Here is a 17,123-nt window from a genome sequence, read left to right on the forward strand (position 1 = left end):
CGCTGAAATGCAAAACGGCCGGGCAAGTGGCCCGGCCGTTGCAGATATCGATGGCTCACACGGATCAGAGAATCCTGCCGCGGCCCGCCTCGATGTCGATCGTTTCCGAGCCGGTCAGCGCCTCGCGATCGCCGTTCGGCATCGTGACGAAGCAGCCCGAAGGGCAGATCTCGATCGTCTCGCCGGCGCCGATCGACACCTCGGACTGGCTGCCGCCTTCGCTGACGACCAGCGTGTGCGCGTCGGCGTCGCGATTGGTAATGGTCGCTGCGATCGCGCTCGCGGTCGGCACCGCGAAGAGGATCAGGACCGTGGCAGTCAAAAGCGTCTTCATCGTCGTTTCGGTGTTTCCACCGCCCCTGTTACCCGAGACTTTCGCCTCTTGTCCTGACCTTTATACCGCCCGCAATCTGAACGCCAACTGAACGATCATACAGGTTTCCTGCGTTTTCGAGGCGCGGCCGGAGGCTCTTCCGGAACGGCGAGCACTGGAGGCTCGGCGTCCGGTTCTTCCGGGGGTTTCGGGTAGACGTCGCGCGCGACCAGCGCGATGCCGATATCCTCGCGCAGGAAGACTTCCAGGATCTGGAACCGCAATTCGTTGGCGATGCCGCCCTGGCTCGTGATGTCGGCGAGGAACACGCGCATCTCGAATTCCAGCGCGCCCTCGCCCAGATTGAGCAGCACCACCATCGGCTCGGGATTGCGAAGCACCTGCGGGTGTCCGCGCGCAATCTCCATCAGGAGCTCGTGGACCCGCCTGACATCGGCGCCGTAGGCGACGCGGACCAGCACCTCGATGCGGCCGAGCCGGTTCCTGTGCGTCCAGTTGCCGACGGCGGCGTTGATGAGTTCCGAGTTCGGCAGGATCACGGTCTGGCGGCGGAACGTCTCGATCTCGGTCGCGCGCACGCTGATCTTCTTGACGGTGCCCTCGACCGCTCCCGCGACGATCCAGTCACCCGCCTTGAACGGCCGCTCGGCCAGCAGGATCAGGCCGGACACGAAGTTGTTGACGATGTTCTGGAGGCCGAAGCCGATGCCGAGCGACAACGCGCCGGCCACCAGCGCGATGTTCGACAGGTCGATGCCCGCCGCCGAAATGCCGATCAGGCCCGCCAGCGCCACGCCCGCATAGCCGACCGCAGTGCCGATCGAATTGCGCACGCCGGCATCGACCTTGCCGCGCGACATGACCTTGCCGTCCAGCCACCGCTGGAAGCCTCGCGTCGCGAAATAGCCGAGGATGAAGACCGCGATGCCGGTGAGGATGCCGATGATCGAGATCGTGATCGACCCGACCCGGACCTCGGTCACGATGTTGTAGGCCCACGACTGGATATCGCCCCACTGGAAGCCCCATTGCAGCAGGATCAACGGGATACCAAGCGCAAGAACCAGCAGGTTTATGGTGATGCTCGCCACGAGGCCGAACTGGTCTTCGGTCGACTCGTCGAGGTTGAAATAGGCGTCGAGCCGTTTGCCCAGCGCGGTCTTCGTGAATGCGCCGAGGTCGGAGAGCGCGGCAGCCGAGAGGTAGCCGATATACATCGTGGCCAGGATGGCGCCGGTGACGACGATCTGCTGCGAGATGAACCGCGCGAGGCCGATATAGCCCAGCATCGCGGCAAGGATCGTGCCGCCGCCGAGCACGAAGAGCAGTCCCCGGAACAGCGGATGCCAGCCTCTCGGCCGCCCGTCATAGCCCCGATAGGGTTTCACGAGCCCGATCGCCATGACCAGCAGGCCGACGATGACCGTCGCGAAAAGACTCTTGGCCACCGTCAGCGACAGCGGCGAGCTCATCACGTCGTTGACCTTGCTCATGAAGAAATCCGCGCCGGTGACGAGCGCGGTGAGCCAGGCGAGCCAGAACAGGGTACGGGCAGCCGGCGTTTCGATCGGCACCAGCCGCCAGGTCGGATTGCGCGGCGCGAAGATGACGGCAGTCAGCCGGTAGACGAAATAGACGATCGCGATGACGTTGAAGAGCGTCACCATCATCTGCGCGATATCGCTGCGCAGCACGGCGTAATAATTGTAGAAGAAATACGTCGCGAAGAGGAACATCGCGACCGTCGCCGACGACAGGAGCGTCGACCAGAAGGCGACGGAGAGCCGGCTGAGATAGCTTGGCGTCTCGACGCCCGGATCGGGCACGACCAGTCCGCCGAACAGCCTGCGCCCGCCGAAGAACAGCACCACGGCAGCAAGCAGGGCGAAAAACGTCGCCATCAGAACGGGTTGGAGCCTGAAGTTGACGATGAACCGCAACCAGGACGAGACCGACTGGGTGAGACGCTGCAATTCGACGCCGAGGTCTTCCAGCACCGCCGGACTGAGCGCAGTCGAGATGTCGTAGCGGCGCGAGAGCGTGTTGGTGAAAAGGTCGCGGCGCATCTGCGCGACCGTGTCGATCATACGGTTCACGCGAAGCGAGAGCGTTTCGGCCTCGCCCAGAAGCGTGTTGATTTCCGCCTTCTCCGAAATCAGTTCCTGGCGCTCGTCGCGCAAGGCCGGCGGCTCCGGCGGCTGATCGCTGGCCGGCGCGGGACCGATCTGGTCGAGCCTGTCATTGATCGCCGAAAGTCGAGGCCGAAAGGTGACGCCGCTGCTGATCAGCCGCCGCGCGAGTTCGTCGAGGCGGTTGCGGACATCCACGAGCACGCTGTCGTCTTCAGCGTTGTCGCGCATCCGCAACTCGAGTTGCCCGGCTTCCGTGGCGATGCCGCGAATGACCGCCTGTTGCCCGGCAAGCAATTCGGAGCCGCCGGGCGCGGCCTGTGCTGTCGCGCCGACGCTGGTTGCGTTCTCGCCGGCGGGAGTGGCCTGCGCAAATGCGGCTCCCGCGCCATGTGCTGCGAACAGCACCGAGGCGACAGCGAGAATGCGCAGGAGGGAAAGGACAGGCATGGTCATGCGCGCCGGCGATTCTCGTTGGTTGTTCGGCCCGCGCATAGATACGAGAGCGCACGAAGCGCGGCAAGCGCCCGACGATGCGATAGCGCTTCGCCCTGCCGACGGGGAAGTCGGTTGCGAAGTGAGGGCAGTCAGCTCACGAAGCTGACGAACTCGTCCAGTTCGGCGCGTTCGCTGCGGAGCTGGTTTTCCGGCTTGCTCTCGTCCTCATGGCCGAGCGCCATGCCGCACACGACGATTTCTTCGTCGGGAATGCCGAGCAGCGGCCGGATCTGGCGGTGATAGGGCGCGAACGCCGCCTGCGGGCAGGTATGCAATCCCCGCGCCCGCGCCGCGATCATGATCGATTGCAGGAACATGCCGTGATCGACCCATGACCCCTTGTTGAGGCGGCGGTCGATCGTGAAGATCATGCCGACGGGCGCGTCGAAGAAGGTGAAGTTGCGGTCGTGCTGGGCACGCATGCGCTCCACCTCGCGCCGGCCGATGCCGAGCAGATTGTAGAGCGCGAAGCCCACCGCGCGCCGGCGCGTCAGATACGGTTCGAAGAACTGGTCGGGATAATAGACATAGTCGTCCCAGACGACCTTTTCCGCACGAACACCGGAATTCAGAATCGCCTGGGCGACCTGTTCGCGCTTCTCGGCGCTGAGCACGTAAGCCTTCCAGGGCTGCATGTTCGTGCCCGACGGCGCGCGCGCCGCCACGCGCAGGATGTCGCGGATCGTCTCGTCGTCCACGGGCGTGGGCAGAAATGCGCGCACCGAGCGGCGCGACAGCATCGCCTCGTCGACAATAGCCGTCTCGTCCAACTGCTCGATCTTCTTGTCTGGTGCCAGCATTGCCTGCCTTTCGGTATGCGGCCGCAAGCGCAGGGCGCCGCGTCCCTGCACGATTTCGAGGCATCGAATAGGCGAATCGCGCCGTACAGGCAAATCCTTTGGCACAAATCGCCGCCCGGCCTGTGTCTCGCCAAGATGCTGTCACCATGAAAGGCTCGTCAGGACGAAAGCGCTGCAGAAGACACCGCCTGGTCGCGCGATCGTGGGCGACCCCTGTCAGGAGGCCGGGGTCACCGGGTGGACAAGTCGATCGCGCTGGCCATGATCCGCGGCGACCTCACGGAGCCAACCGGGCGAGTCGCGATATTTGGAGAGCGCTTGCGCGTTACTGTGCACGGCGCTTTGGGACCCCGAAAATACGAGATTGCGTGCATGACGAAAATTGTTCTGACAGACGGCGGCATGGGCCAGGAACTGGTTCGCCGCTCGAAGACGCCGCCGACGCGCCTGTGGTCGGCGCGCGTGCTGATGGACGAGCCCGAAATCGTCGAGGCGCTGCATGCCGAGTTCATCGAGGCCGGCGCGCGGGTGATCACGCTCAACACCTATTCCGCGACCCCCGAGAGGTTGGAACGCGAAGGCGCGGCCGACATGTTCGTGCCGCTTCAACAGCGCGGCATCGCTCTTGCCAAGGCTGCGCGCGACAAGGCCGGCGATTGCGCCATCGCCGGTTGCCTGTCGCCGCTCTTCGGCAGCTACGCGCCGGCGCTGACCATCGGCTATGACGAAGCGGTCGAGACCTACCGCCGCATCGTGGAACAGCAGGCCGGCGCGGTCGACCTTTTCCTGTGCGAAACCATGGCCTCGGCCGACGAAGCCAAAGCCGCCGCGACGGCGGCCTGCGAAAGCGGCAAGCCGGTCTGGGTGTCGTGGACGCTGGCCGACGACGGAGCGCCACGGCTTCGCAGCGGCGAAACGCTCGCCGAGGCGGCCAAGGCTCTCGAAGGACTGGACATCGCGGCGCTGCTGGTCAACTGCTCGCGACCCGAGGCCGTCGAGGCCGCCCTTCCCGACCTTCGAAAACTGGGCGGACGGTTTGGCGCCTACGCCAACGGCTTCACCGCCGTCGAAGCCCTGAAGCACGGCGGAACGGTCGAGGTGCTCGAAGCGCGCAAGGATCTCGGACCCGACGCCTACGCCGAACGTGCCGCAGGCTGGGCATCCGCCGGCGCGTCGATCGTCGGCGGATGCTGCGAAGTCGGGCCTGCGCACATCGCAGCACTCAGGGACCGCCTGCAAAGCGAAGGCTTTCAACTCGTGGGAGCGTTCGATGCCTGACCTGTCGTCCCGCGTTTCCGGCATAACGCCCTCCGGCAAGGATGGCTGGGAGGTTCATTTCGAGGCGATGACACGACGCCAGGCCGGCGAGCCGATCATCATGCTGTCCGTCGGCGACCATGATTTCCACACGCCTTCGGAGACGGTGGAAGCGTGCGTGCGCGAGGTGCGCGCCGGCCACCACCATTACACGCAATTGCCCGGCCTGCCGCGCCTGCGCGCGGCCATGGCGGCGATCTCGACGGCCTGCACCGGCATCGAGACCTCCGCCCGTCAGATCCTGGCTGCGCCCGGCGGTCAGGCGGCACTGTTCGCCGCCGTGCTCGGCACCGTCGATCACGGCCAGCACGCGATCGTCGTCGCACCCAATTACGCCACCTACCCGCCGACCTTCAGGGCGGCCGGCGCGGAGTTCACCGTCGTCGAGGCGCGGGCCGAGGACGGCTTCCAGCCGATGGCGGCGGACATCGAAAAGGCGGTCCGGCCGAACACGCGGGCGATCCTGATCAACACGCCCAACAACCCGACCGGCGCGGTCTACAGCCGCGCGACGCTCGATGGCATCGCCGACATCTGCCGCAAGCACGATCTGTGGCTCATTTCCGACGAGGTCTACTGGACCATCACCGGCGGCCGCGATCATGTGTCTCCCAGGGTGCTGCCCGGCATGGAGGAGCGAACGCTGGTCGTGAATTCGATGTCGAAGAGCCACGGCATGACCGGCTGGCGCATCGGCTGGCTGACGGGACCGCAGGACGTCATCACCACGCTGATCAACCTCAATCTCGTCTCGACCTATGGCCTGCCGGACTTCGTCAGCCGCGCGGCGATCGAGGCGCTGGAAAACGGCTACGGCGTCACCGAGATCGCCGAGCGCTACGCACACCGCCGGACCGTGTTCCTCGACGCGATGCGCGGCGCCAACGGGGTCACGGTTCGCGGCTCGGAGGGCGGCATGTACATCATGCTCGACATCTCCGCGATCGAGCCGGACTGCGAAACGTTTGCCTGGGGTCTGCTGCGCTCGGAGAGCGTGTCGGCCATGCCAGGCGCGAGCTTTGGCGACGCAGCCGCCGGCCATGTCCGCATCTCGCTCTGCCAGCCTGAAGACGTGCTGGAGGATGCCGCGTCACGGATTCGCCGCTTCGCCGCCGGCTACAAGCGAAACGCTGCGTGAGATTGCGCGGTGTACCCCCACCCTTTATCCCTCCCCACAAGGGGGGAGACGGCCACGCCGCACCTGATCCTGCCTGTGTCCACCACGTGGAAGGCGATCCCCGGCGCGGACGAACTCCCTCCCCGCCGATCAATTGTCCGACGTGTCGTAGAGGCTGCGCTGGCAATTGTAGACGATGCAACTGTTCGTGTCGGTGGTCGGGACGCTCATGCGCGTGGGAATGTTCGGATAGTCGCAAAAGGGGCGTGCCGCGACGAAGCGATCAAAGGTGTGCTGGCCGGTGGTCAGCACGATCGCGCCGTTCTGGATGATCAGCGACCGGACCTCGTCGCAACTCATGGTGCGCGTGTCGGGCCGGGCCATGGCCGCGGTGGCGGACAGGCTCACTGCCATGGCTCCGATCAGGGAAAGCACAAATCGCGTCGTCATCACGGTCCTCTTCTCAGCGATCGCGGAAGACCGGGCCGTCCCGCGGGTCGAATTCGCAACGATAGACCCTGCACCGGTTGGTGTCGGTGGTCGACAGGCTTTCCATCACCGGCGTCTCCTCGCGATTGCAGAAGCTGCGGTTCGCGACATATCGGTCGTAGGTGTGCTGGCCGGTGGTCAGGACGACGGCGCCATTGCCGAGGATCAATGACTGAACCTGCTCGCAGCTCATCGAGCGGGCGTCCGGGCGCCCCTGCGCAAAGGCCGGCGCGGCAATCGTGGCTGCGGCGAGCAGCGCGAAAGCGTAGTGCCTGAACATCATGCGGTCCTTTCCTCGAACGATTTGCTGCGAAACATAGAAGCCTTGGCCCTGCCGGAAAGAGCGCGAGCACATCACTATCGCAAATGTGATCAGCCGCCATCCCGCACGCGCCATTTGGCTACGGCGTGAAAACCATCTACGAGTCGCTCGAAGACAGCAATCCGGAGAGTGAAGCCGTGTCCCAGACATTCGTGATCGCGCAGGGCGGCGGGCCGACCGCCGTCATCAACCAGACGATGGTGGGCGCCGCGTTGGAGGCCCGACGCCGCCACCCCGGATGCAGGGTTCTGGGTGCTCGCCACGGCGTTCGCGGCGTCCGTGACGGTGATTTCGTCGATCTGTCCCAGCGCTCCGAGGAGGAGTTGCGCCGGATTGCGGCCACGCCGAGCGCGGCACTCGGCTCGACGCGCGACAAGCCGGATGCAGCCTATTGCGAACTGATCCTGAAAGGCCTGAAATCGGCCGGCGCGGACGCGTTCATCTATATTGGCGGCAACGACACGGCAGGCACGCAAGCGATCCTTGCCGATGCGTCGGGCGGCGACATCGCCTTCGTTCATGCGCCCAAGACGATCGACAACGACCTCGAGGAAAACGACCACACTCCGGGTTTCATCTCGGCGGCCGAATTCGTCGCCGGCGCGTTTTTGAGCGTCGATCTCGACTTCCGCGCCCTGCCCGGCATCTATGCGGGCATCGTCATGGGCAGGCACGCCGGCTTCCTGACGGCGGCATCGGCCGCGTGGCGGCTGGACGAGGACAGCGGGCCGCACCTCATCTACGTGCCCGAACGCCCCTTCGAGCGGGCCCGCTTCGTCGATGACGTGAAGTCGACTATGGGTCGGCACGGCCGCTGCATCATCGCGATCTCGGAAGGCATATCGTCGGCCTCCGGCCGCTCGATGGTCGAGGAACTGGTGCCCGCCGATATGCTGGAGCGCGACGCACACGGCAATGTGCGCCTGTCCGGCACCGATCTGGGCCAGGCGATCGAACGCATCCTCGCCGACGACCTCAAGGGCACGCGTGCGCGCGTCGATACGTTCGGCTATCTGCCGCGTGGCAATATCGGCATGATCAGCGCGGTCGATGCGCAGGAGGCGTTCGATGCGGGCGTTTTCGCGGTCGACGCCGCCGCGCGTGGCGGCGGATCGGTCGCGCTTCAGGAGGAAGGCGGCAAGACGGTCATCCGTCTCGTGCCCCTGTCGGCGGTCGCCGGCAAGACCCGGCACATCCCCGCCAACTTCCTCGACCCGAACGAGAGCCGCCTCTCACCGGACGGCCACGCCTATCTCGACCGCCTGCTGCCGAGGAAGTTCGAGCCGGGAAAACCGTTCGTATAGAGGCTAAACCCGCACCACGAACGCGTCGCGCGGCAGTTCGGACAGGATTTCCGGCCCGTCCGCGCGCATGATGACGATGTCCTCGAGGCGGATGCCGAAGCGGCCGGGAAGGTAGATGCCGGGCTCGATGGAAAACACCATGCCCTCCTCCAAAATCGTCTCCGACGTCGCGGTAATGTAGGGCGGCTCGTGGACGTCGATGCCGAGGCCGTGCCCCGTGCGGTGGACGAAGAACTCGCCGTAGCCGGCCGCGTCGATCACGTCACGCGCGGCCTTGTCGACCGCCTTTGCGGGAACGCCGGGCTTCGCGGCGGCAAGTGCCGCCTGCACCGCCTTCTCCACGATCGAGTGGATCTGGCCGTACCCTTCCGGCGCCTCGCCGACGATCGCCATGCGGGTCATGTCACTGGGATAGCCGCCGATCCGGCCGCCGATGTCGAGCACCACCGCGTCGCCCTCACGCAGCACGCGGTCGCTGGTGGCGTGGTGCGGATGCGCGCCGTTCTCGTTCGCGCCGACGATCGAGAACTGCACCCGCGCGCCGTTCGCCGCGAAATGATCGCTGACGATGCGAGCAACCTCTTTTTCGGTCATGCCCGGCTTGATGCCGGCCCATGCGGCCTTCATCGCCTCGTCGTTCAGGAGCGCTGATCTCTTGAGCTTGCGGAACTCCGCCTCGTCCTTCATCGATCGAAGCTGGCCGACCGTGTCCTCGGTGAAAGCCCGCTCGATGCCGGGAAGCGCGTCGAGCAGCAGAAGCGCGAAATCCGCGCGCATCGTCTCATCCAGAACGACGCGGCCGGCACGATCCGCAAACAGCTCCGAAAGCGCATCGGCCAGCGCCGCATCGGGGCCGTCGGCATCGGCCCATGTGAACATCGGAAGATCGGAATCCTGCCGTGCGGCGTCCGCGTTCAGCGCCGGCATCAGGAAGCCCGCTTTGTCAGCGGCCACCAGCAGAAGACAGGGACGTTCGTCGGGATGCGGATAGAAACCCACCAGCCACTGCATGTGCGAACCCGGCGCGATGGCGACGAGGCCGGTTCCGGTTTCAGCCATTTTGGCGCGCAGCCGCGCCATCCGCTCAGCGACGATGTCGGTCACGGTGGGTATCCTTTTCGATTGCAATGCAAGGTTTGGGGCAAGGTTTGGGCGGTCGCCGGCGGCACCGGCAACCCGCCTTCTAGCGTGATTTGGGTCTCATCGAAAAGGGAGCCGCACCGCGCGGGTCAGAGATAGGCGACAGCCAGCATGAGGACTGCGAACAGGACAACCAGCGCGATGGTCGGCTTCCAGTCAAACCCGTCCGAGGATCGGTCCGTCTCGATTCGCGGGGCATCGATGATCGGCATGCGCCGACCACCGGTGTTGCCGTTCGTATGAGCAAGCTGGAGAACGAGATTGGTAGGTTCGGTCTGCGGTTTCATGCTTCAATCCGACTTCTTGTTTGGAAGGTTCTTGCGCTTCGTTTCGGCCAGTTCCTCGAGCTGCTTTTCGCTCATCGAATCGACCATTTCGCGAGATGCGCCTTTCAATTCGGACTTCTTCGTTTCTCCGCGTTTCGCGGAGAGTGCCGCTCCTGCGGCTTTCTGCTGAGCTTTCGATTTCGCGGGCATGGTGCCACTCCTCGACATGTCTCGTTGCCGCAGGGAAAACGAAGGCACCTGTTGCATTGTTCCCTCACCCGGCACGGAAACCACCGAGCGAGACAGCGCAACAGCGCGATGGTTAGACAAAAGAAACCCATTTCGGTACATTCTGACCTGTACCGACTGTGCTTGTTCGCTGAATTTGCAGGTCTTCTTCGGCCAGATGCCGGAGTTTGTCTGCGTCGAGGGGCCTGTGAACGCTTGCTGGTCACGAGTTGGCGCGGCCCTTGCGGGAAGCGTCTTGAGATGTGGTGCGGGCCTCCCGGTTTCGCGTGTCGACAGTGGTGAGGAGTACATTTGACCGAGCAGAGCCCGCCAGTCTGGCGCCGCAGCCGGCTCGTCGTCACTGCCTTCTGCGCCGCGCTCTGCGTCGCGCCGGGACAGGTGCATGCGTTCGAGCTTTTCGGAATCAAGCTTTTCGGAAGCGATGAACCCGAGGAAGACCTCGTCATCGGCGATCCGCAGACCTACTCGGTCGAATTCTCCGTCGGCGAGACCGATGACGGGATCGAAAACACCCTCAAGAACGCTTCGACCTTGTGGAACGACCGCAACGAACCCGCGTCGGGCGCCGCCGGCTTGCTGGCGAAGGCGCGCGGCGACTATCGCCGCCTTCTGGGCACGCTCTATTCCGAAGGCCGCTATGGCGGCACCATCTCGATCAGGATCGATGGCCGCGAGGCAGCCGATCTAGCGCCCGATGCGCAGCTTGCCGAACCCGCCACGGTAACCGTCTCGGTGGACCCCGGCCCCCTGTTCAATTTCCGCGAGGCCGCGATCGTCAATCAGGCACCGCCCGCGACGAACCGTCGTGACGAGGTCGATGACCCGCGCGACGAAGGCTTCGCATCGGGCGAGATCGCGAAGTCGGGAACGATCCTGCGCGCCGAACGCCTGTCCGTCGAGGCGTGGCGGCAGCAGGGCCACGCCAAGGCCGAGGTTGCCGAGCGCCGTGTCGAGGCCGCGCATGACGCCGACGTCGTGGACGCCCGCATCACCGTCAACCCCGGCCGCAAGGCGTTTTACGGGCCCGTGACGGTCGAGGGCACCGAGCGCATGGACGCCGAGTGGGTCGCCTGGATGACGGGCCTGCGGCCGGGCGTGGAGTACGACCCGGACGATCTGACCCGCGCAGGAACGCGCATCGCGAAGCTGGACGTGTTCCGTGCGGCGCGCTTCCAGGAAGCGGACATGATCGACAGCAACGGACTGCTGCCGATCACCTACATCGTGCAGGAGCGCCTGCCACGCCGGTTCGGCGTCGGCGGCTCCTATTCGACGATCGACGGTGCCGGCCTCGAAGCGTACTGGATGCATCGCAACCTGTTCGGCCGCGCCGAGCGTCTACGCTTCGACGCGAAGGTGGCCGGCATCGGCAAGACGTTCAAGCCGGATGAATTCACCTATCGCGTCGGGTCGACCTTCGTGAAGCCGGGCGTGTTCACGCCGGATACGGACTTCTCGGCATCGCTGTACGGCGATCGGGAAGTCCTCGATCCGTACACGCGCACCGCCGTTACCGCCACGACGGGCTTCACCCACGTCTTCACCGAGGAACTCTCCGGCAAGCTCTTTGCGACCGGCGGACGCTCGCGCTTCGACGACGACGAATTCGGCCGCCGCGACTTCATGACCGCAGGTTTCATGGGCGCTTTGACCTATGACAGCCGCGACAATGCGGCCGACGCCACCGAGGGCTACTTCCTCGAAGGCACGCTCGACCCATTCTACGAGTTCGAATACGGCAACGCCGCCTTCAAGGCGACCGCGGAGGCCCGCGCCTACTACGGCTTCGGTGAAGAAAACCGCTTCGTCCTTGCCGGCCGGCTCAAGCTTGGCGCGCTCGTCGGGCCGCCCATCTCCGAACTGCCGCCGGACATGCTGTTCTTCGCAGGCGGCGGCGGTTCCGTGCGCGGCTACGCATACCGCAACATCGGCGTGCCGACCGCCAGCGGCAACGTGATCGGCGGCCGCTCGCTGGCGGAGGCATCCATCGAAGCACGGGCCAAGGTCACGGATTCGATCGGCGTCGTCGGCTTCGTCGATGCCGGCTTCGTCGGCGAGGACACGATCCCGACCTTCGACGAAGACCTCAGGCTCGGCGCCGGCGTCGGCCTGCGCTATCTCACCGGACTGGGCCCGATCAGGCTCGACGTCGCAGTGCCGCTGGATCGCCGCGAAGGCGACCCGAGCGTCGCCTTCTATGTCGGCATAGGACAGGCTTTCTGATGCGCATTCTTGCAGCCCTTCTCCTGTTTCTCTTCGCTGCCCCGGCGTTTGCGCAGCAGGAAACGCCCGAGGAAGAGCGCTCCTGGCTGCTCGGCTTCGTCGAGGACAAGCTGTCCGCGCCGAACCGTCAGATCCGCATCCAGAACATTCAGGGTGTGCTCTCGTCCAATGCGCGGATCGGGTCGATCACGGTTGCCGACAATGAAGGCGTCTGGCTGCGCATCACCAACGCATCGATCGTCTGGAGCCGCACGGCGCTCGTGCTGAGCCAACGACTGCAGATCGACACGCTTGCGGCTGAGAGCATCGAGGTTCTGCGACGCCCGATTCCCGACGAAAGCCTGCCTGCGCCCGAGGCGACGTCGTTCCAGATTCCCGAGCTGCCTATCGCGGTCAATCTCGATGCGCTCGACGCAACGCGCATTGCGTTCGGACCAACCGTCTTCGGCCTCGAATCCGAACTGTCGATGACCGGCCGCATCCGTCTTGAAGACGGGTCGCTCGATACCGCCCTCGACATCACGCGCCTCGACGGTCCCGGCGGCCATTTCCGGCTCGCCGCCGCCTACGCCAACGCGACAGAGCAGCTTGACCTCGATCTGGCGCTTTCGGAGCCTGAGGATGGCATCGTCGCGAACCTGCTCAACATCGAAGGACGGCCGCCCGTCGATCTCGCGGTGAAGGGTAGCGGCCCCCTGTCGGAACTCGACGTGACGCTGACGCTCGACGCCGCAAGCGAACGCATCCTGACGGGCGCGACACAGCTTCGCCGCCGCGCCGAGGGCCTCGCATACGCGGCACAACTCGAAGGCCCCATCGCACAGCTTATCCCGGTGCAGTTCCGGGGCTTCTTCGGGGCCGAGACGACGCTTGAGACGACGGGTCTGGTAAAGGACGCCGGCGGTTTCGTGCTCGAGACATTGCAGATCGACAGCGCGGCTCTCGCTCTTGCGGCAACGGCCGAGACGGGCGCGGACGGTTTTCTGCGCCAGCTCAATCTCGATGCCACGATCGCCGACGACAACGCGCAGCGCGTCGTGCTGCCGGTTCCCGGCGGAACCACGACCGTCCAGGGCACGAAGGTCAATCTGTCCTTCGGCGAACAGGCCGGCGACCAGTGGTCGGGCCTGATATCGATCGACGGACTGTCGACGACGGAGTTCACTGCGCAGACGGCGACATTCACCCTCGGAGGGCTCGCGCAGAACATCGACCGCGCCACCGAGCGCCGCATCACGTTCGGGGTCGATGGCGACATCTCGGGCATCCTCGCCACGCGCGCCGACATTCAGGAAGCGCTGGGCACGCAGATCAATCTCGACATCGACGGGTCGTGGAACGCAGGCGAAGCGATCAAGCTGGCGAACGCCATCCTGTCGGGTAACGGCCTCTCCGTATCGCTTGCCGGCGATATCGCGGACTACGCATTCAACGGCGATATCGCCGTCGAAGCCGAGAGCATCGCGCCCTTCTCCGCCATTGCGGGGCGTGACCTGCAGGGCACGCTGGCGCTGCGCGCCAATGGCGAGGTGCAGCCGATCAGCGGCGCCTTCAACCTCACCGTCGACAGCGAGGCCGGGGAACTCCGCATCGCCAACGAAGCGGCCGACAACCTGCTTGGCGGCCGCACGACGATCACAGGTCGCGTTGCTCGTGGCGAGACGGGTCTGGTTGCAGAAAACCTGCGCATCGGGAACGAGCAGGTCGAACTCACGGCGGATGGCAATTTCGCGTCCGGCGCGGCGGATTTCGACTACACGCTCGCTTTGTCCGACCTTGCGCTGGTCTCTCCGCAGGCAAGCGGGCGCGTTGAGGCGCGCGGCCGCGCGGCCGGTTCGGACGGGTTGATCACGCTGACGACGATCGCGAGCGTCCCCACCGGTTCGTTGTCCGGGAAGACGCTGCGCGACGCGCAGATCGCCTTCGAAGGCACGTTGCAGGACGGCGCGCTCAACGGAATGGTCGGTGGCGACGCGTTTCTCGACGGTGTGCGGGCACAACTGTCCGCCGGCATCGCCGTCGCCGATGGCGAACGCCGCCTGACCGATCTCGATTTCACCGCCGGCGGCGCGCGCGCCCGGGGTTCCGTGACACAGAATGCCGTTGGCCTGCTGGACGGAAACCTCACATTGGAAGCCGCCGACATCTCGACCGCCGCCGCGCTGTTCCTCGCGGAAGCATCCGGTGCCATTCAGGCCTCGATCAATCTCGCCAGCGCCGAAGGCCGCCAGAACGCAACCGCCGAGGCGACCGTCCGCAGCTTGCGGATCGGCGAGACGAGCCTCGGCCAGGCTGCGATCGACGCGCAGATCGCCGACCTCTTCGGCGTTCCCGCGATCCAGGGCTCGATCCGCGCGCAGGACCTCGTCGCAGGTGGCGTCGAGGTCGCGACACTCGACGCAACCGCGCAGCGCAGCGGAGACGCAACTGCGTTCGAGGCGAATGCCACGCTCGACAATGGCACGGTCGCGGCCGCGCGCGGCAATCTCGCGCCTGAAGGCAACGGGTTCCGCCTGCGTCTCGACGAGGCTTCGCTTGGCCAGGGCATCGTTGCGGCGCGTCTCGTCGGGCCGGCGTCCCTGCTGGTGGCGGGCAGCAATATCACGATCGACACGCTGGCGCTCGACGTCGCGGGCGGTCGCATCTCCGCCAACGGCACGATTGCCGACACGCTCGACCTCGACGTGTCGGTCGCCCGCCTGCCGCTTTCGATCGCCAATCTGGTGCGCCCCGACCTCGGCCTGGGCGGCACGCTCGACGGCACGGCGACCGTGACGGGCACGCGCGAAGCGCCGAACGCACGGTTTGACCTGACGGGCACCGCCATCACCGCCGCGGCGTTGAAACAGGCGGGCCAGAGTTCGCTGAACATTCGTGCGGCCGGCCAGACCGCGGGACAGCGCCTCGACATCGATGCAAGCGTCACCAGCCCCGAAGGGCTGCGGGCCAGCGCGCGCGGTGGCGTGCCCCTCGACAATGGAGCCCTCGCGCTCGACGTCGAGCTTGCCGCATTCCCATTGGCCGCGCTCAACGCCGTCGCGCCCGGGCAGAACCTCGGCGGCACGATTGCCGGAACCGCGCGCGTGACCGGCACGACCGCCGCACCGCAGGCGACGTTCGACGTCCGGGGCAACGGCCTCGCCGCCGCCCCCCTGGCATCGGCGGGCATCGCCTCGCTCGAGGCCACCGCCGCCGGCAGTTTCGCAGGCGAGACCGTCACCCTTCGATCGGTCACGGTCAGCGGACCTCAAGGCCTCTCGCTACAGGCAAGCGGCGCGGTGCCGATCAGCGGCAGCGGCCTGAACGTCAACCTCTCCGGCTCGGCGCCGCTGACGCTGGCGGACAGGTTCCTCGTCGATCGCGGAACGCAGCTTTCCGGCATCGTGGAGTTGAGCGGGTCGGTGACCGGCAGCATCAGCGATCCCAACGCACGCATCATGGTGTCGACCAATGGCGCACAGGTCGTCGATCCCGAGAGCAATGTCCGCCTGCGCGACATCAGCGTGATGGCGAGCCTCGACGGGCAGACCGTAACGATCCGCTCCGCAAACGCGGCCCTCGCCACCGGGGGATCGATCTCGGCCAGCGGCAACATCTCGATCGACGCCAATGCAGGCTTCCCCGCCGACATTCGGATCGTCTTGAACCAGGCCCGCTATGCCGATGGAACGATGGTCGTCGCAACCGTGAACGGCAATCTGGCGGTCACCGGCGCGCTGACCAGAGACCCCCTCATTTCCGGCGATATCAATGTCGAGCGCGCGGAAATCACCGTGCCGGAAAACCTCGCCGGGGGTGCTGCCGCGATCGACGTGATCCATCGCAACCCGCCGCGCGGCGTGGAAGAAACCCTTCGCCGCGCCCGCGCCAATGACGGCACCCCCACGCCGTCATCGCGACCGAGCGTCGTCCGCCTCAACGTCAATGTCAGCGCCCCTGCCCGCATCTTCGTGCGCGGCCGCGGCCTCGACGCAGAGCTTGGCGGAAGGGTGCAACTCACGGGTCCCGTGACCGACATTCAACCCGTCGGCGGGTTCGAGCTCGTGCGCGGTCGCCTGTCGATCCTCGGTCAGCGCATCACCTTCGACGAAGGCACGGTGACGCTGGTCGGCGATCTCGATCCGTTCCTGAACTTCGTGGCGCGCTCTGCGGGAAGCGACATCACGGTCTTCATCACCGTGTCCGGTCGCGTCTCCGATCTCGACATCGCCTTCTCGTCACAGCCGCAACTGCCGGAGGACGAAGTGCTGGCCCGGCTCGTCTTCAACCGTGGCCTCGACGAACTCTCGCCGCTCCAGATCGCACAACTCGCGGCCGCCGCGGCCGAACTCGCCGGCGGTGGAAACACCTCTCTGCTGGGAAGCCTGCGCAGTGCGACCGGCCTGGACGATCTGGACGTGATCACCGACAGCGAAGGAAACGCTGCTGTGCGCGCCGGCCGCTACATTCAGGACAACATCTATCTCGGCATCGAGGCAGGTGCCGGCGGCACGACACGCGGCACGATCAACCTCGACATCACCGAGGGATTGAAAGCACGAGGCGCGGTCGGATCGGATGGAGATACATCCCTCGGCGTCTTCTACGAACGAGATTATTGAAGCGTGTCGGCGCTCCCTGGACGGGAGCGCTGAGGGGCCTGTCAGACGTCGCGCTTCTTCGGTGCGCCCGTGGTGGTCGTTGACGTCACCGAGACGGGATCGCTCGCCGGGAACGTATCTTCAAGGCCTTCCTCCAACTCGTCGCCCGACGTCTTGTGCGCCTGCTCTTTTCTCAGCGAACGTGCTGCCGGGGTCTCCTTGACGACTTTTTTGGCATCGCTGGACTTGGTCATATGCGTCTCCCTCAGTTGAATTCGGTGTCGCTTTCAACGCGCGGATCGCCTTTTCGCTCCACGCCGCGACGAGGGCAGGAACGGATTGCCCCCGGCGGGCA

14 protein-coding genes are annotated in these 17,123 nt (G+C 65.7%); 5 read left to right on the plus strand and 9 right to left on the minus strand.

Annotated elements, in window-relative coordinates:
- Window positions 1-64 precede the first annotated feature (64 nt).
- The 3 genes from AAFN55_RS15480 to AAFN55_RS15490 all read right to left on the minus strand — a co-directional run bounded on the left by AAFN55_RS15480 (window position 65) and on the right by AAFN55_RS15490 (window position 3,761).
- On the minus strand, window positions 65-334 hold the full coding sequence (locus AAFN55_RS15480) for a hypothetical protein (protein WP_347799723.1): 270 nt from the start codon (window positions 332-334) through the stop codon (window positions 65-67).
- Between the two features lie 95 nt (window positions 335-429).
- The gene (locus AAFN55_RS15485; protein WP_347799724.1) at window positions 430-2,919 is read right to left on the minus strand and encodes a mechanosensitive ion channel domain-containing protein; all 2,490 of its coding nucleotides are present in this window, start codon (window positions 2,917-2,919) and stop codon (window positions 430-432) included.
- Between the two features lie 131 nt (window positions 2,920-3,050).
- A complete protein-coding gene (locus AAFN55_RS15490; protein WP_347799725.1) occupies window positions 3,051-3,761 on the minus strand; it encodes a nitroreductase in 711 nt (236 codons plus the stop codon).
- A gap of 372 nt (window positions 3,762-4,133) precedes the next feature.
- Between AAFN55_RS15490 and AAFN55_RS15495 the strand changes: the two genes are divergently transcribed.
- Both AAFN55_RS15495 and AAFN55_RS15500 read left to right on the plus strand, forming a co-directional pair.
- Window positions 4,134-5,039, plus strand: coding sequence for a homocysteine S-methyltransferase family protein (locus AAFN55_RS15495; RefSeq protein ID WP_347799726.1), 906 nt, complete (start codon window positions 4,134-4,136; stop codon window positions 5,037-5,039).
- Window positions 5,032-6,216, plus strand: a complete 1,185-nt coding sequence (locus AAFN55_RS15500) for a pyridoxal phosphate-dependent aminotransferase (RefSeq protein WP_347799727.1) — start codon at window positions 5,032-5,034, stop codon at window positions 6,214-6,216. The genes AAFN55_RS15495 and AAFN55_RS15500 overlap by 8 nt, the downstream gene beginning before the upstream one ends.
- 129 nt (window positions 6,217-6,345) lie before the next feature.
- On the opposite strand, the gene AAFN55_RS15505 is transcribed toward AAFN55_RS15500, so the two are convergent.
- Both AAFN55_RS15505 and AAFN55_RS15510 read right to left on the minus strand, forming a co-directional pair.
- Window positions 6,346-6,645, minus strand: coding sequence for a hypothetical protein (locus AAFN55_RS15505; RefSeq protein WP_347799728.1), 300 nt, complete (start codon window positions 6,643-6,645; stop codon window positions 6,346-6,348).
- Window positions 6,646-6,658: 13 nt separating this feature from the next.
- Window positions 6,659-6,967, minus strand: a complete 309-nt coding sequence (locus tag AAFN55_RS15510) for a hypothetical protein (protein ID WP_347799729.1) — start codon at window positions 6,965-6,967, stop codon at window positions 6,659-6,661.
- Between the two features lie 176 nt (window positions 6,968-7,143).
- On the opposite strand from AAFN55_RS15510, the gene AAFN55_RS15515 reads away from it, so the two are divergent.
- Window positions 7,144-8,310, plus strand: coding sequence for a diphosphate--fructose-6-phosphate 1-phosphotransferase (locus AAFN55_RS15515; protein WP_347799730.1), 1,167 nt, complete (start codon window positions 7,144-7,146; stop codon window positions 8,308-8,310).
- A 3-nt stretch (window positions 8,311-8,313) separates the two neighbouring features.
- On the opposite strand, the gene AAFN55_RS15520 is transcribed toward AAFN55_RS15515, so the two are convergent.
- The 3 genes from AAFN55_RS15520 to AAFN55_RS15530 form a co-directional block, all read right to left on the minus strand.
- A complete protein-coding gene (locus AAFN55_RS15520) occupies window positions 8,314-9,414 on the minus strand; it encodes a Xaa-Pro peptidase family protein (protein WP_347799731.1) in 1,101 nt (366 codons plus the stop codon).
- A 125-nt stretch (window positions 9,415-9,539) separates the two neighbouring features.
- Entirely contained in the window at window positions 9,540-9,737 is a 198-nt protein-coding gene (locus AAFN55_RS15525; protein ID WP_347799732.1) for a hypothetical protein, read from the minus strand.
- A gap of 3 nt (window positions 9,738-9,740) precedes the next feature.
- Window positions 9,741-9,926 carry a DUF3008 family protein gene (locus tag AAFN55_RS15530; protein WP_347800280.1) on the minus strand — a complete coding sequence of 62 codons (186 nt, stop codon included), beginning with the start codon at window positions 9,924-9,926 and terminating at the stop codon, window positions 9,741-9,743.
- A 330-nt stretch (window positions 9,927-10,256) separates the two neighbouring features.
- Between AAFN55_RS15530 and AAFN55_RS15535 the strand changes: the two genes are divergently transcribed.
- On the plus strand, window positions 10,257-12,188 hold the full coding sequence (locus AAFN55_RS15535) for an autotransporter assembly complex family protein (RefSeq protein ID WP_347799733.1): 1,932 nt from the start codon (window positions 10,257-10,259) through the stop codon (window positions 12,186-12,188).
- Window positions 12,188-16,789 (plus strand): translocation/assembly module TamB domain-containing protein, encoded by a 4,602-nt coding sequence (locus AAFN55_RS15540; RefSeq protein ID WP_347799734.1) that lies wholly within the window; start codon window positions 12,188-12,190, stop codon window positions 16,787-16,789. Before AAFN55_RS15535 ends, AAFN55_RS15540 begins: the two co-directional genes overlap by 1 nt.
- 41 nt (window positions 16,790-16,830) lie before the next feature.
- On the opposite strand, the gene AAFN55_RS15545 is transcribed toward AAFN55_RS15540, so the two are convergent.
- Window positions 16,831-17,022, minus strand: coding sequence for a hypothetical protein (locus AAFN55_RS15545; protein WP_347799735.1), 192 nt, complete (start codon window positions 17,020-17,022; stop codon window positions 16,831-16,833).
- Window positions 17,023-17,123: the final 101 nt, after the last annotated feature.

Origin of the sequence: Mesorhizobium sp. CAU 1732 (genome assembly GCF_039888675.1) — a bacterium.
Taxonomy (GTDB): domain Bacteria; phylum Pseudomonadota; class Alphaproteobacteria; order Rhizobiales; family Rhizobiaceae; genus Aerobium.

Excerpts from the sequence above, each read along its gene's own strand:
- AAFN55_RS15480 (WP_347799723.1), bottom strand. The coding sequence starts at position 334 with ATGAAGACGCTTTTGACTGCCACGGTCCTGATCCTCTTCGCGGTGCCG.
- AAFN55_RS15485 (WP_347799724.1), bottom strand. The coding sequence starts at position 2,919 with ATGACCATGCCTGTCCTTTCCCTCCTGCGCATTCTCGCTGTCGCCTCG.
- AAFN55_RS15490 (WP_347799725.1), bottom strand. The coding sequence starts at position 3,761 with ATGCTGGCACCAGACAAGAAGATCGAGCAGTTGGACGAGACGGCTATT.
- AAFN55_RS15495 (WP_347799726.1), top strand. The coding sequence starts at position 4,134 with ATGACGAAAATTGTTCTGACAGACGGCGGCATGGGCCAGGAACTGGTT.
- AAFN55_RS15500 (WP_347799727.1), top strand. The coding sequence starts at position 5,032 with ATGCCTGACCTGTCGTCCCGCGTTTCCGGCATAACGCCCTCCGGCAAG.
- AAFN55_RS15505 (WP_347799728.1), bottom strand. The coding sequence starts at position 6,645 with ATGACGACGCGATTTGTGCTTTCCCTGATCGGAGCCATGGCAGTGAGC.
- AAFN55_RS15510 (WP_347799729.1), bottom strand. The coding sequence starts at position 6,967 with ATGATGTTCAGGCACTACGCTTTCGCGCTGCTCGCCGCAGCCACGATT.
- AAFN55_RS15525 (WP_347799732.1), bottom strand. The coding sequence starts at position 9,737 with ATGAAACCGCAGACCGAACCTACCAATCTCGTTCTCCAGCTTGCTCAT.
- AAFN55_RS15530 (WP_347800280.1), bottom strand. The coding sequence starts at position 9,926 with ATGCCCGCGAAATCGAAAGCTCAGCAGAAAGCCGCAGGAGCGGCACTC.
- AAFN55_RS15540 (WP_347799734.1), top strand. The coding sequence starts at position 12,188 with ATGCGCATTCTTGCAGCCCTTCTCCTGTTTCTCTTCGCTGCCCCGGCG.
- AAFN55_RS15545 (WP_347799735.1), bottom strand. The coding sequence starts at position 17,022 with ATGACCAAGTCCAGCGATGCCAAAAAAGTCGTCAAGGAGACCCCGGCA.